At 55.8% G+C, this 14,302-nt stretch carries 14 protein-coding genes and 1 tRNA gene; 10 read left to right on the top strand and 5 right to left on the bottom strand.

Features of this window, described 5'->3' with window-relative positions; genetic code table 11:
• Positions 1–181: 181 nt before the first annotated feature.
• The 5 genes from Q5Y75_RS23180 to Q5Y75_RS23160 all read left to right on the top strand — a co-directional run bounded on the left by Q5Y75_RS23180 (position 182) and on the right by Q5Y75_RS23160 (position 5,818).
• A complete protein-coding gene (locus tag Q5Y75_RS23180) occupies positions 182–913 on the top strand; it encodes a TVP38/TMEM64 family protein (protein WP_306202102.1) in 732 nt (243 codons plus the stop codon).
• Positions 914–916: 3 nt separating this feature from the next.
• Positions 917–2,335: a dihydrolipoyl dehydrogenase family protein gene (locus Q5Y75_RS23175; protein WP_306201997.1), complete on the top strand. Its 1,419-nt coding sequence runs from the start codon at positions 917–919 to the stop codon at positions 2,333–2,335.
• 13 nt (positions 2,336–2,348) lie between these two features.
• Complete coding sequence (locus Q5Y75_RS23170; RefSeq protein ID WP_306201995.1) at positions 2,349–3,734, top strand: sensor histidine kinase; 1,386 nt, start codon at positions 2,349–2,351, stop codon at positions 3,732–3,734.
• 65 nt (positions 3,735–3,799) lie between these two features.
• A tRNA-Arg gene (locus tag Q5Y75_RS23165) sits at positions 3,800–3,876 on the top strand.
• A 1,030-nt stretch (positions 3,877–4,906) separates the two neighbouring features.
• A complete protein-coding gene (locus tag Q5Y75_RS23160; RefSeq protein WP_306201994.1) occupies positions 4,907–5,818 on the top strand; it encodes a 2OG-Fe(II) oxygenase family protein in 912 nt (303 codons plus the stop codon).
• Between the two features lie 83 nt (positions 5,819–5,901).
• Here the strand turns inward: Q5Y75_RS23160 and Q5Y75_RS23155 are convergent, their stop codons facing one another.
• The 3 genes from Q5Y75_RS23155 to Q5Y75_RS23145 form a co-directional block, all read right to left on the bottom strand.
• Positions 5,902–6,285 carry a hypothetical protein gene (locus Q5Y75_RS23155; protein WP_306201992.1) on the bottom strand — a complete coding sequence of 128 codons (384 nt, stop codon included), beginning with the start codon at positions 6,283–6,285 and terminating at the stop codon, positions 5,902–5,904.
• A 237-nt stretch (positions 6,286–6,522) separates the two neighbouring features.
• On the bottom strand, positions 6,523–6,987 hold the full coding sequence (locus tag Q5Y75_RS23150; RefSeq protein ID WP_306201990.1) for an NUDIX hydrolase: 465 nt from the start codon (positions 6,985–6,987) through the stop codon (positions 6,523–6,525).
• A gap of 152 nt (positions 6,988–7,139) precedes the next feature.
• Positions 7,140–8,087 carry a LysR family transcriptional regulator gene (locus Q5Y75_RS23145; protein ID WP_306202100.1) on the bottom strand — a complete coding sequence of 316 codons (948 nt, stop codon included), beginning with the start codon at positions 8,085–8,087 and terminating at the stop codon, positions 7,140–7,142.
• A 114-nt stretch (positions 8,088–8,201) separates the two neighbouring features.
• On the opposite strand from Q5Y75_RS23145, the gene Q5Y75_RS23140 reads away from it, so the two are divergent.
• The 4 genes from Q5Y75_RS23140 (at position 8,202) to Q5Y75_RS23125 (ending at position 11,780) form a co-directional block, all read left to right on the top strand.
• Positions 8,202–8,978, top strand: coding sequence for a CmcJ/NvfI family oxidoreductase (locus Q5Y75_RS23140; protein ID WP_306201988.1), 777 nt, complete (start codon positions 8,202–8,204; stop codon positions 8,976–8,978).
• Positions 8,979–9,075: 97 nt separating this feature from the next.
• Complete coding sequence (locus Q5Y75_RS23135; protein ID WP_306201987.1) at positions 9,076–9,864, top strand: SDR family NAD(P)-dependent oxidoreductase; 789 nt, start codon at positions 9,076–9,078, stop codon at positions 9,862–9,864.
• A gap of 85 nt (positions 9,865–9,949) precedes the next feature.
• Positions 9,950–10,795 (top strand): enoyl-CoA hydratase/isomerase family protein, encoded by an 846-nt coding sequence (locus Q5Y75_RS23130; RefSeq protein ID WP_306201986.1) that lies wholly within the window; start codon positions 9,950–9,952, stop codon positions 10,793–10,795.
• Between the two features lie 130 nt (positions 10,796–10,925).
• Positions 10,926–11,780 carry an alpha/beta hydrolase family protein gene (locus tag Q5Y75_RS23125; RefSeq protein ID WP_306201985.1) on the top strand — a complete coding sequence of 285 codons (855 nt, stop codon included), beginning with the start codon at positions 10,926–10,928 and terminating at the stop codon, positions 11,778–11,780.
• 15 nt (positions 11,781–11,795) lie between these two features.
• Here Q5Y75_RS23125 and Q5Y75_RS23120 read toward each other — a convergent pair whose 3' ends face one another.
• Positions 11,796–12,188, bottom strand: coding sequence for an alpha-ketoglutarate-dependent dioxygenase AlkB family protein (locus Q5Y75_RS23120; RefSeq protein WP_306201984.1), 393 nt, complete (start codon positions 12,186–12,188; stop codon positions 11,796–11,798).
• A 9-nt stretch (positions 12,189–12,197) separates the two neighbouring features.
• The gene (locus Q5Y75_RS23115; protein ID WP_306201982.1) at positions 12,198–13,127 is read right to left on the bottom strand and encodes a LysR family transcriptional regulator; all 930 of its coding nucleotides are present in this window, start codon (positions 13,125–13,127) and stop codon (positions 12,198–12,200) included.
• A gap of 105 nt (positions 13,128–13,232) precedes the next feature.
• Here Q5Y75_RS23115 and Q5Y75_RS23110 point away from each other — a divergent pair, with 105 nt between their 5' ends.
• Positions 13,233–14,294 carry a maleylacetate reductase gene (locus Q5Y75_RS23110; RefSeq protein WP_306201981.1) on the top strand — a complete coding sequence of 354 codons (1,062 nt, stop codon included), beginning with the start codon at positions 13,233–13,235 and terminating at the stop codon, positions 14,292–14,294.
• Positions 14,295–14,302: the final 8 nt, after the last annotated feature.

The raw sequence follows: 14,302 nt of genomic DNA, 5'->3' as shown, positions 1-14,302 counted from the left end.
AAGCGTCTTTTGCAACAAAAATGGCGTCGATCCGGTGGGAAAGGTTTCAATCCGGGCGGAATACGTGGCGTTATCTCACAATTGGCGGGCAAAACTTCAACGCGTTGTGAAGCATCTGTTTCTAAACGCCCAGGCGGCGCATGTTGGGGGCAACATGAGATCCGACAAAAAGCTGAAAACCATGAGCGACACATCAGAAATGCCGCGCCGCGGGCTGGCGCGGCATATCCCCTTACTGGTCATCCTCAGCGTTGCCGTCATCGGGGCGGTGACGCTGGGCGATTACCTGAGTTTCGAGACCCTGCGCGACAATCGAGAGGCGCTGCTGGCCTTTCGTGACGGCAATTATCTGACTATGGCCGCCGCTTTTGTCGGTCTCTACGTGCTGATCGTGGCGTTCTCACTTCCCGGCGCGGCGGTGGCCTCGATGACAGGCGGGTTCCTGTTTGGCCTGAGCATGGGCACCGGGTTGAATGTGGTGTCGGCCACCATCGGAGCCACGGCGATCTTTCTGGCCGCGCGCTGGGGGCTGGGGGCAACATTGACGGCGAAGCTCGATTCCTCGGAAGGAACGATCAAAAAGCTGCGCGACGGTCTGCGCGAGAACGAGATTTCAGTGCTGTTCCTGCTGCGGCTGGTGCCTGCGGTGCCGTTTTTTGTGGCCAATCTGGTTCCAGCATTGGTTGGCGTGAAACTGCGGAACTTTGTGATGACAACGGCGTTGGGCATCATTCCGGGCGCAATCGTGTTCACCTGGATCGGCGTCGGTCTGGGCGGCGTGTTCGACCGGGGCGAGACACCGGACCTGTCGCTGCTGTGGGAGCCCTTTATCATCGGGCCGATTCTGGGCCTTTGCGTACTGGCTGCGCTACCCATCGCCATTCGCGCCCTGCGCGGCAAGAAAGAGATCTGAGCCATGACCCCTATCAAGACGGATATCCTGGTCATCGGGGCTGGGTCCGGCGGCTTGTCGGTAGCGGCCGGGGCCAGCCAGATGGGGGCCGATGTGACCCTGCTGGAAGGGCACAGGATGGGCGGCGATTGCCTGAATTTCGGCTGCGTTCCCTCCAAGGCGCTGCTTGCGAGCGCGAAGCAGGCCTATGGCCAGGGTCACGGCGCGCGCTTTGGCGTGGCTGATGTCGCCCCGCAGGTCGACTATGCCGCCGCGAAGGATCACGTGCATGACGTGATCGCCCAGATCACCCCGATGGACAGCCAGGAACGCTTCGAAGGCTTTGGGGTGCGGGTGATCCGTGAATATGGCACGTTCATCTCACCGACCGAGGTGCGGGCGGGTGATCAGGTGATCTCGGCCCGCCGGGTGGTGATCGCCACCGGCTCCTCTCCGCTGGTGCCACCAATTCCGGGGCTGGACAAGGTTCCTTATGAAACCAACGAAACCCTCTTCGATCTGCGCGAAAAGCCCGAACATCTGCTGATCATCGGTGGTGGTCCCATCGGCATGGAAATGGCACAGGCGCATGTGCGGCTTGGCTGCAAGGTCACCGTCATCGAAGGCATGAAGGCGCTGGGCAAGGATGATCCCGAGGCGGCGGCAGTTGTGCTGGACGCGCTGCGCGGCGAAGGCGTCGAGATCGCCGAAGATGCTTTGGTGTCCGAGGTTGCGGGGCAGGCTGGTGCCATCACCGTTTCCACCCAGGACGGGCGAAGCTTTGTCGGTACCCATCTGCTGCTGGCGGTTGGCCGCAAGTCCAATATGGACCGATTGAACCTCGAAGCTGCCGGGGTCGATGTCACGCGCACTGGCATCAAGGTGGATGACAGCCTGCGCACCACCAACAAGAAGATCTATGCCATCGGGGACGTCGCGGGCGGGCTGCAATTCACCCATGTGGCGGGGTATCACGCCGGGGTCATCATCCGCTCGGCCCTGTTCGGGCTGCCGTCAAAGGCAAAGACCGGCCATATCCCCTGGGCCACCTATACCGATCCTGAACTGGCGCAGGTCGGGTTGACCGAGATGCAGGCGCGAACCCAGTACAGCACCCGGCTTGAGGTCGTGCGCTTTGACTATCACCACAATGATCGTGCCATTGCCGAGCGAAAAACCACCGGTTTTATCAAGGTGATGGTGGTCAAAGGCCGCCCCGTGGGAGTGACAATCGTGGGTCACCAGGCCGGGGAATTGATCAACTTGTGGTCGCTCGCTCTGGCCAATAACCTGAAGATGAGTCAGGTCGCTGCAATGGTGTCGCCCTATCCGACCATCGGAGAGGTCAACAAGCGCGCTGCAGGGGCCTATTTCTCGCCAAGGCTGTTTGAGAACCAGGCAGTGAAACGGGTGGTCGGATTCGTCCAGAAATGGATCCCCTGACCGGAAAGGTGACATGCTGAACTCGCTTTCGGGCAGATTTCTGATCCTTACAACGGTGTTTGTCATGTTGGCCGAAGTGCTGATCTTCGTGCCGTCGATCGCCCGATTCCGCGAGGATTTCCTGCTCAACCGTCTGGAACGCGCCCAGATCGCCTCGCTGGCGCTCCTTGCCGATGACATGTTGGCAGAGGAACTTGAGGCTGAGTTGCTGGAGAATGCCGGTGTCTTCAACGTGGTGCTGCGTCGCAATGAAGTGCGCCAGTTGATGCTCTCCTCGCCGATCCCCGACCAGATTGCCGAGACCTATGATCTGCGCATGGCTAGCGCCTGGGTTTTGATCCGAGACGCGATGCTGCGCCTGGGTGATCGGGACAATCAGATCATCCGCGTGATCGGCGAACCGGTACGCGATGCTGGGCTGCTGATCGAAATCACCATGGAAACCGAGCCGCTGCGCATGGCGATGATTGACTACGGGTTGCGTATTCTCGCCCTGTCGCTTTTTATCTCTATCATCACCGCTTCGCTGCTCTTTCTCGCGGTGCGCGCGCTGCTGGTGCGTCCGATCCGCAGTGTGGTGGGCTACATGCAGCGCTATGCCAGCGCGCCAGAAGATGCGCGCGGCATCATCAGCCCCAACGCCTCGGTGACTGAGCTGCGCGAGGCCGAAGATGCGCTGCTGATGCTGCAGACCCAGCTGACCCATGCCTTGAAACAACGCGAGCGATTGGCACAGCTGGGCGGAGCGGTGGCCAAGGTCAGCCATGACCTGCGCAACATCCTGACCAGCGCCCAGCTATTCACCGATCGTATCGAAGCCAGCGATGACCCGCTTGTCCGGCGCATGGCGCCGAAACTGGTCAACTCGATCACGCGCGCAGTGTCTTTGTGCGAAAGCACGCTGGCCTTTGGTCGGGCCGAAGAACCTGCACCCACGCTGACCATGGTTGACCTGCAAGAGGTTGTGGCCGACGTGATTGCCAGCGAAACCTTGGCAGTTCCCGATAACTGCGTCGATTTCAGTATGGACATTCCCGAAGGACTGCTGGTCCGGGCCGATCCCGAGCAGTTGTTCCGTGTGGTGATGAACCTCGTGCGCAACGCCCGCCAGGCCATCGTCGCCACCGGCAAACCCGGAGAAATTCGCGTGTCGGCCAGAGAGACCGATCAGGACTGGCGCATCGAGATCCACGATAGTGGTCCAGGATTGCCTGCCAAAGCACGGGAACACCTGTTCACCCCTTTTCAGGGCGGCATGCGCAAGGGCGGTTCGGGGCTTGGCCTGGCGATTGCAGCTGAACTGGTGCGCGGTCATGGCGGTGAGCTGTGTCTGAAAAAGACGGATGAGACAGGCACAAGCTTCGAAATTCTCCTGCCGCGCGGCGACGGAACCTTTTGAACGAAAATTCGTGGAATTGGGGTTGCGCCCGCTCTGCACTGGGTCTAGACAGCGCGTCACCAAGTGGACCGATAGCTCAGCTGGATAGAGTACTTGACTACGAATCAAGGGGTCGGGGGTTCGAATCCTCCTCGGTCCGCCACTTAATCCCTGTTGTCAGGCGACACATAGTTCTGCCACCAGCGACAGAACCTTTCCATTTTCGCCTCACATCCTTCATCCAGCACCTAGACCGGTTTCAATGATCCTGACTTCTCCATTGGGAAAATCAGGGCTGATTTGCAGATCAGACGCCGAAGGCGCCTGTTCCTGCTGATCTGCCTCGTGGCGAACGCGGATGGGGGCGAGGCAATGCTATTCGACAATAGTGGTGCGGCCCGCAGGCGTAGCCGAGGACACGGTGTTGTCTAATAGGGTTGCCCGAGGGGGAAGGCAGCGCCTTACCCCTGATGGCCAGAGGCGTTTGGCTTGTCCAAATCTAACTGGCCCCAGATTGTTTCGTTTGATCTGACTTCCCCTCCGGAAAATCAGGGCTGATTTGCAGATCAGACGGCGAAGCCGCCTGTTCCTGCTGATCTGCCACGTGGCGAACGCGGGAGGGGGCGAGGCAATGCTATTCGACAGGGGTGGTGCGGCCCGCAGGCGCAGCCGAGGACACGGCCCTGTCTAATAGGGTTGCCCGAGGGGGAGGGCCGCGCCCTCACCCTGGCGGCCAGGGGCGTTTGGTTTATCCAAATCCCGCTGGCCCTCAAAAAGAGTCGATGGGCGATACTCCCACCACAACTAGTAAGTACGGCCCAAACCGGTCATTCATCGCGCCAAGCCAAATCGCAATGTAGCTTCACCGAACCGGCCACTCGCTGCATCTGCGTGACCCGGGGGTCTCGCAATACGCGACAAGTCAGGACATCCGCCGACCGAAGAGGATTTGGATGCGATCCTTGCAGAGTATGAGGCAAAGGCCCGTTGAAGCCCCCACGCTTCCTTGTGCAAAAACCTGTTCCGGGCAGGTCCCTGGAGCAGGTTATCAGGCCCGGAAAGGTTGGGTGGGACAGCTAAATTAGCGGTAAAAACCGAATTCTGAATTCAAAACCATCTCGTTTAATTCCGATTTCTATAAAATAAATATGGAGCGAAGCACAATCACCGCATACCGATAAGGACTTTGAGCAATGACACAGACCTCGCTTCAACGCGCGCACACCATCAAGAGACCTTCACGAGAAGAGATGCTGCAACGCGCGCCTTCGGTCCAGTACTTCTGGGATGAGAACAAGACACTTTTTGCCGATGCCTGGTCAGAATGGGAGGCGAGTCTCGGCAGTGATCTCCCCAAACTGGACAATTCGATTTTCGACCCGCGCCTGCGTGATGCCATTGAGACCGCGTGGACCGACCCAAACAAAGAAGGGGCGGTAAAGGATCTGTGGGAGGAAGTATTTCCCGGCGTCTATCGCACCCAATTCTTCAATCTGGATCAATTGGCCACCCTACGCGCCTATATGGATGCTGTTTCGGAGGCCGACATTCCATTGCGCCCGCCTTACGGCATCGTGCTGAATCGCGGTGGAGCTATGTTAGATCCGCGTTCCAAGGGCTATCTCGCCGCACCGACGTTTCAGTCGTTTTATCAGGAACTGATGAACCGCTATATGCGCCCCGTTTCTCGACTTTTGTTTCCGGATGTGCACGGCTATGACACCCAGACATTTGGATTTTCAATCCAATGGCAGGCGAACAAGGACACGTCTTTGCGACCCCATTCGGATGCTTCGGCGGTGACATTGAACATCAACCTGAATCTGCCGGGAGAGGACTATTCTGGTTCTGCCGTCAGCTTCATTGATCCTGACTCGCGCCGTGTTGAAAAACTCACCTTTGAACCTGGAACAGCCCTGATCCATCACGGTAGTGTCCCCCATGCTTCAGAGCCGATCACCAGTGGCGAGCGCTTCAATTTTGTTCTCTGGCTTTACGGTGATCGTGGGCAAATCCCAATGGAAGGTGCGCCTGCACCAGACATTAAGCCTGCCCATCGATGGAGTTTGCCAGAGAACAAAAGCGACGGTTTTGCGCCGTTCTAAGTCTAGAGGTTCAAAGAAACCGCGAGGCGATCAAAGTCGCTTCGCGGTCTCCCCTTTTCAAAGACCAGTCGGTCTTGTTTGCATCAGCCTAATGCCTCAATGGCCCTTCGGGCGTTTCCGACGGCCCAGATCGCCTCTGGTTTAGATTGGAAAGCCGCGTTCAGACCATCGCGAAACGGACCGGTTTCCGCGTTGAGCAACGCGCGGCATTGATCACCGTAGGCCTTTGATTCCTCAGGCGATATTTTCTGGCTATCCGCACAGCGTTCATCAAGCGCCACGATTGCGTCTCGGAGCGGTTTTAGCCAAACGAATGCACTGTCCTTTGTTGCGCGATCGAACAGTTTTAGCGGACTGCCAGTGAAGCCTGCCCTTTCTGCTTGAAAGGTGAGCAGATGCTGGTGCACTGACTGCAGGGCCTTTGACACTTGGTCCAGCCCGGTTGCGCGTGAAACCTGGGTGTTCATCGTATTAACCTCCAATTTATGGCTGAGTGCCCCAATGGACCAGCGAGCTGTCACTGCGGCCGCAGTCAGATAGGGAGGCTTTAGCCTGAGCACCACTGCCAGAAACGCATACCACTTATTCGCGTATCTAAAGCATGGGCCTGGCTTTGGCGGATGATTCCTGTCCACTGATGGGTTTCGTGTTTACGGCGAAAATCGGTCGAAATAGGACCACTTGCAAATAGCTTGGGATACTGCCTAACCCGGATCGATCAAAAGATGACTGCTCGGCTTTCGCTTCACGAATTCGTCCTCTATCCAGCGGAGAATGCGCCGTTGGCCCCCGAAAGCAACCATTTCTATCGCGTCATCAAAGCAAACCCAGCGGTAGTCGCTGTGCTCGTGATTCAATGAAACCTGGGCAGTGGCATCTACGAATGCAACAAAGACCGGTGCCACAGTGATGGCATCGCGATCTGCTTCATAAAACTGCTCGCAAATATCCGCCGAATACAAAGTTCTGGGCCGCAAGCCGGTCTCTTCGGCCAGCTCTCGAACAGCGGCCTGCCAAGCTGTTTCACCGTCCTCAATACTACCAGCAACTTGGCACCATTCGCCAATCAAAGTTTGGGTCCTCTTAAGAAGAAGAACCTCATGACGCGCCTGCATCTGTCGAATGGCGACAAGCGAAACAATAATCGATCTGATAGGGATTTCCGTCATCTGAGCACCTTGGGCCGAGAATAAACTGATCTAAACGGCCTTAGAGGATGGTTGGCTGAAGGCAAACTCGGCTTTGCTCAGACAACCGACCTCGTTTTATGGAACACCTATGGCTGCGAATGATCTGTAAATCTGATATACCCTAGCTGAGGTCACTGACCAACGCCGCCGCTGGCTCTTGAAAGCTCGCGGAGCTTACTCTCCCACGGCGGGTTCTTTCCAATCTTTGCGATGAGAAAGTCCATGAACACCCGGACTTTTGGCGAAAGCACGTTGGATTTCGGGTAGATCATCCACAACACGTTTTCTTCCGCGGCCTCATAATCGGGTAGGACGTGTTCTAGCAGTCCTGAGGTGAGTTCTTCATGAACGCTCCAAAGTGCATTCATCGAAATGCCAGCTCCCGCTATTGTTGCGCGCTTTTGGGTGAGCCCGTCATCCACAATCAACTGGTTTTTTTTGTCGCCGTACTCAAACATTGCGATATCGCCTTGAGCAGATTTCAGGGGCCTTGGATCAAGATTGCTGAAAGCTATGAGTCTGTGACGCGCCAAATCAGACGGGGTTGCAGGTGTCCCGTGGGTCTTTAGGTAGGACGGCGACGCACAGAGAATGCGTTTGTCATCCGCCAGCTTGCGCCCCTTCAAACTCGTGTCCGACAGCGGGGAATACCTTAAGGCAAGGTCATAGCTGCCTTCGATAAGATTGAACTGAAGGTCAGACATGCGTAAATCCAGCGTCACATCGGGGAACTTGTCGAGAAATTCGGGTAGGATTGGCGCGATATAGATCTGTGCGAAAGTGCTGGGCGCCGTAAAGCGCAGCGTTCCACTTGCTTTGGCTGACCCTTGTCCTAGCGCAGCAAGTGCCGCTTCCTCCTGGGCAACCATTTCGCGCGCAAAAGGCAGGAAATCCACGCCCTCGACAGATAAGGATACTCTGCGCGTGGTCCGATGCAACAGCTCAGAGCCCAGCCTATGTTCAAGCTTGGACAGCTTTGCGCTGGAGACAGCCGGAGCCATGCCCAGCTTCCGACCGGCTGCGCTGATGTTCAGCAATTCTGCCGCGAGGATAAACAGTCGCAGCTCGTCTGTATCTATGCCCATTATGTCGACTTTCCGAATTCTGAATATAAAAGTGTCCACTTTATTTAGTAAATATCAGAAGCCATATGTTTGAAAAGGAAATGTCGTAGATTTCAGGAGATCGCTGCAATGACAGGGACCGCCACAGTCAACTACCATGTCCACAAGGACGAGCGGCAAGCATTCGAGTTGGATGCAGATGGTATCGTCGGCAATCTGATTTCCCCTGAGTTGGCACCGACCGAAGTACAACTGAACGACACGCGACTATCGACGCAGCCCCCTCGATTTGCGCAGGACGCTGTGGAGTTTATGAAGTATCCCAGCACGGTCGAAGACTTCAACGAAGACGTTTGGCGCAAAACCTACGACAGTGAATTAACGCGACTTCTTACCAACAGGCTTGGGGTGAGCGAGGTCGTCATCTTTGATCATACGGTTCGCGTTGACGATCCAGACGCTACGCGGAAACCGGCCCGCAATGTTCACAGTGATTACAGCGAGGCAGGTGCGCAACAACGCCTTGTCGATTTACTAGGGGCTGAAGAAGCTGCGGAATGGAGCAAAGGCTATTTCGCGTTCATCAACGTCTGGCGGCCGATTGAAGACCCAATCAACAGCGCGCCTTTGGGTTTTGTTCGTCCCTCCAGCGTTGATCCTGAGGACTGGATACTACTCGACCTGATCTATCCGGATCGCAAGGGTCAGATCATGGGACTGGTGGGTAACGACCACCACGAATGGTTGTATCAATCAAAAATGACACCAGACGAAGTGGCTTTCTTCAACATCTACGACAATCGGGGACTGCCCTCTATTGCACACAGCGCGCTGGATATGATTGAGGACCCCGACGTCACAACCATTCGCAAGAGCATCGAGAGCCGGACGCTGGTTCGATATTGACGCCGCCGACTCGATTGCTTTGACAAGTGCTTTCAACACTCCCTTCAATCAGCGTGAAAATGATCCGCCGTTGAACTTTGGGTGAAGGACCGACTACATGAGTAAGACTATTCTTATCACGGGCTCGACCGATGGAATCGGTCTGCTCACCGCGCAGAAACTCGCTGCGAATGGGCATCGTGTATTGATCCATGGACGCAACACCAGAAAGCTCGAAGCGGCTGTAAAACAGATTGGCGGAGAGGTCGAAACCTACATCGCAGATTTGTCGGACATAGACGCTGTGAAGGCTCTGGCTGCAGAAATCCTTAGCAAGCATAACAGGCTGGATGTTCTGATAAATAATGCCGGTGTGCTGAAGGCACCCAAAGCGGTGCTTGGCAACGGTTTAGACATTCGCTTTGTAGTCAACACGTTTGCCCCGTACCTTTTGACAGAATTGCTTCTTCCGATCATGCCGTCAGAGGGCCGCGTCGTGAACCTTTCGTCTGCCGCGCAAGTGCCTGTGGACTTGGATGCGATGCGCGGGAAAAAACGCCTCGGAGACATGGATGCATACGCGCAAAGCAAACTCGCCATTACGATTTGGACGCGTGAACTTGCAAAGTCTCTGCCCAATGGACCAGCGATGATCGCTGTCAATCCAGGGTCATTGCTGGCATCCAAAATGGTGAAAGAGGGCTTTGGCATGGCTGGCAACGACCTCAACATTGGGGCCAACATTCTAATCGACGCCGCCCTCGGCGACCGGTTTGCAGATGCATCTGGCGCTTACTTTGACAATGACAGCCGCAACTTCGCCAACCCGCACGGTGCCGCTTTGGATGCGGCACATGCGTCACAAGTGATGGAGGCGATCAAAACCTTCGTGCACCAGAACAGCTGAACCGCACCAAGCGGCAATCATACCCAAAGTGTGTTTTCACCAATCCCCATATCGTCGATGCGGGGCCACAAGAGAGGAATGCCCAATGAAATACGAGAACTTTCAGACATTTACAGTTGATGTGAAGGACGCGATCGCGACCGTCACCTTCGACTTTGGGACAGTCAATGTTCAGGGTCAGGAGATGCTGGCCGATCTAAACAGCCTTGCCATGCGCCTTGAGCGTGACCGCTCGGTGAAAGTTGTGATTTTCCAATCAGCCAACCCCGAGGTCTGGGTCTGCCATTATGACACAGAGTTGCTGAAAGACATGTCGACGGAGGCCGTATCGCGCGACGAAGCACAACTTCTGGACCTTCAAGCTGTTTGCGAGCGCATCAGCAAAGTCCCCCAAGCCACCATTGCGAAAATAGAAGGCTTCGCGCGCGGTGGTGGCCACGAGCTGGCGCTTGCCCTCGACATGCGTTTTGTCGCGCGCGGCAATTACAAATTCATGCAGATGGAAGTCGGGATGGGTATTTTGCCTTGCGGCGGCGGTGCGTCCCGCATGGCCCGCCAGACGGGGCTGGGCAAGGCGCTTGAGATCATCCTCAGTGCGCAGGACTATGATGCAGATGATGCCGAGCGGTTGGGCACCATCAACAAGGCGCTCGACCCCGATGAAATCGGCCCATATGTGGACGCTTTGGCACAGCGCATTGCACAATTCCCCGCAGAGTCCATCAATGCCTGCAAGCAGATGGTTTATGAGTCCATCGACCAACCGATCCAGGATGCCTTGAAGGCTGAAGCCTATTGGCTCTACCAGGCAACAAGCAAAACACCGGCTGTCAAACGCTTCGGCATCGCCGATGAGCAAGGCTTGGAACATGACATCGAAAACCAGCGCAACTGGGGCGAGTTGGTCATGCAAGTACAAGACATCAACTGATCTCGCATGGCGCTGTTCTGGTCACCGCTTGGAGGCGGTGGCCAGAGGTTGCACTATGACTTGCAGAGATATTTTGCGACCAGATGCTGAATCTGGTCGCGGGGTGAGTCAAACAGGCATGGAAAGCTGATTGGAGGTCATTGTATTGAACAAAGGTATTTTCCAAGTGGCAAGCATTGTCTTTGCCGCTTTGTTGAGCCCGGAAAATCTGCACGCGCAGTCATGCGGTGGTCTCTTAACACCCTGTGCAGTTGAAGGCGGTACGTACCATGTTCTGTTTCCGGAAACGCCCGAGCCCGCAGGGATTGTCATGCATTTGCATGGCGGTGGCAGCACCGGTGGCGGTATGCTTAATTCTGATCTCGCCAGTGAGGCTCTTTCGCGGGGCTATGTTTTCGTCGCTCCAAATGGAGAGCATCCAGAAGCAAGATGGACAAAGGATTGGTCGGTCCGTGCGGATAGTATGAAATTCGAACGTGACGACGCAGCGTTTCTGAGCACGGTGTTAGCAGATGTCCAAAACAAGACTGACCTTGCAGAGGCTCCGTTACTCTTGTCCGGGTTCTCGCGTGGCGGATCAATGGTCTGGGATATGGCGTGCTGGCAACCAGATTTTGCTGATGCCTATGCTGCTTTGGCAGGCGCACTTTGGGAGCAGTTGCCAGACCGCTGTGCCGAACCGGTATATCTATTCCATACCCATGGCTGGACAGACCGGGTGGTGCCGCTGGAGGGGCGATCCTTCTTTGATGGGACAGTGGTTCAGGGAGATGTCTGGGCGTCGCTAAAAGTTCTGCGCGAGACCAATGGCTGCAAAAACCGACAGCCAGACTCGAACACGTTTGAGGGTGAACTCTGGCTCAGGCACTGGACCGATTGCGATGCTGGACGCATTGATTTGATGCTGCACAAAGGTGGGCATAGTGCCCCTGATGGATGGGCCGCGCGCGTGATGAATTGGTTTGAGGAGCTGGAGCGTGGGTAAGCACTTTGCGCAGAATCACCCCACTTGCCGGAATGTCAAATTGATCCGGGGCTCCCTAACACGTTTCATCGGCGGGACACGATGCTGCCAGTGATCCTGAGTTTCACCTTCCATAACCAAAAGATCACCATGTGCGAGAGTGATTTCGATCGTTTCTTTGTCGATCTTATTTTTGAATACAAATCGACGCGCAGCACCGAGATATAAGGACGCAACAGGTGTTCTTTCCCCGTCACTGTGCCACCCCAAACCTTCTTCACCTGTGTGATAAAGGTTGAGCAGGCAGCTTTGGAAACGATGACCCCAGGCCTGTTCAACGAAGCAGCACGCATTGAACAACATCCGTCCCAAACTTCGTGCGGGCTTTACAAAACTACTCAATCTCTCGTGCTTTTTCGAAAAGACCATTCAGAGAGATCATCCCGCGTTACAAATCAACCGATCAAGCATTTCGAACTTCTGCTTTATGAACTCAAGCACGCGGTTCGACGAGGCTGGCAAGCTTCGGGCGCTAAGCGTAACGCAACCCAAGTGTCTGTCGGGATCACCGATTTTTATCGGCAGTGCTGTCAAGGTTTTTTGCCGTTGCATCATGAAGACCACCGAAAAAGGCAATACGGTTAGGGAGTCTGAACCCGTCAGAACGTTCACAACCGCACTCAAAGACCCGCCTGTGAAACTGATTTTGAGATCTCGCATACCGATACCGTCTAGCGTATTTCGCAAGTCGCGAAACAGCGGGCTACTTGCAGGTGGCGCGATCCAGGAAAACTCGGTGATGTCTTCCAGCTTTACCACTTTTTTGCGCGCCAATGGGTGCCCAAGGCGGCACGCAATGACGTTTCGACCAGGCAGAATTTGACGAAATTCGTACTCATCAGACACGTCTGCCGGGCGCATAGGGAGAATGGCCAAATCCAGAGTTTCGGCGGACAACTGGGACAAAAGTTCAGTGTGGTATCCATAGGATTGGTCGATCCGAATATTGGGGTACTCGGCCTGAAACTCTGCAATTACATTCGAGATGACGCCGTCCATGAAGATCGGCGTACCTGCAACCCGCACCGCACCGGCAATGCCCTGACGGTGTTCGTCCACAACACGACTTGCATGGCGACCCGCGCTAAGGATTCTTTGACCTTCCTGAGCAAGCACAAGACCAAGCTCAGTAGGTTGCAAAGGTCTTCGAGTCGGAAGGAATAGAGGCTCTCCCACCCGATCCTCCAAGAGAGAAACGCTTCTGGAGACACTGGGTTGAGATTTCCCAATTAAAGCAGCGCCTTCAGTCAACCCTCCGGCCTCGACAATAGCCGCGAGGATCTCAAGATGTCTTGGATCAAGCTTCATAACTCAAAGTTATATTGATGGTCGATAACTCGATCAAGAGTGCTGTCTTTGCCTGCTAGCGTTCCCCTCACACCCGCAATCCATCGCTTGTTAGGAACGCACCCAATGGCTCTTAGCACCACCAGCATCAATGGCCAGAAAGCCCAGTTCGGCGCGGGTTTGCGCAACGACATCTGCACTGAGCTGGCGGAGCTGGGATCGAATAAGGCGCTGATCCTGTCGACGCCTCAGCAAGTCGATATGGCAATGGAGCTTGCGACTACTGTTGGGGATCGTGCCGCAGGCGTCTTCACTCGAGCAACTATGCACACCCCGGTCGGCGTGACCGAGGAAGCGGTTGAACATGCATTGTCTGTCAAAGCCGACAGCATTGTCTCTATCGGTGGAGGTTCGACGATTGGCTTAGGCAAGGCGATTGCCCTTCGGACCGCTTTGCCACAAATCGCCATCCCGACAACATATGCCGGCAGCGAGGCTACTCCGATCCTGGGCCAGACTGAGGATGGCATTAAAACTACCCTGACAGACCAGAAGGTTCTGCCGCGGGTCATTCTGTACGATCCCGAACTTGTAGCGTCATTGCCGCCCGCAATGACCGTGACCAGCGCCTTGAACGCCATGGCTCATGCAACTGAGGCGCTTTATGCCAAGGATCGCACGGATCAGACCACGGAACTGGCCATCGACGGCCTGAAGGCGTTTGCGGAAGGTCTGCCGACCGTTGTGGCAAACCCCGACAACCTCAAATCCAGAGAAGAAACGCAGCGTGGGGCATGGGCCTGCGGCACGGTACTTGGTCTGGTCGGAATGGCTCTTCATCACAAGCTTTGCCATATGCTGGGCGGGTCCTTCAATCTGCCGCACGCGGAAACCCACGCGATCGTTCTGCCCCATGCCATCGCCTACAATGCGATGGGTGTGCCGGAGCTGCTGGCGCCCGTGTTGGACATTCTCGGCGGCTCTGACCCAGGCCAGGCGCTTTGGGAATTTGCCAAAACTATGGGTGCACCAATGGCTCTGAAAGACATTGGCCTGTCAGAGGCCGATCTGGATCGCGCCACCGAAATCGCACTCAAGAACCCGTATTGGAACCCGCAGCCGGTCACTGCCGATGGGCTGCGGGCGCTTCTTCAAAACGCGTGGGCGGGAAACGCCCCAAGCGTTTGACTTCACCG

The organism is Ruegeria discodermiae (genome assembly GCF_030758345.1).
GTDB lineage: Bacteria > Pseudomonadota > Alphaproteobacteria > Rhodobacterales > Rhodobacteraceae > Ruegeria_C.
This window is presented reverse-complemented; position numbering and strand designations above follow the sequence as displayed.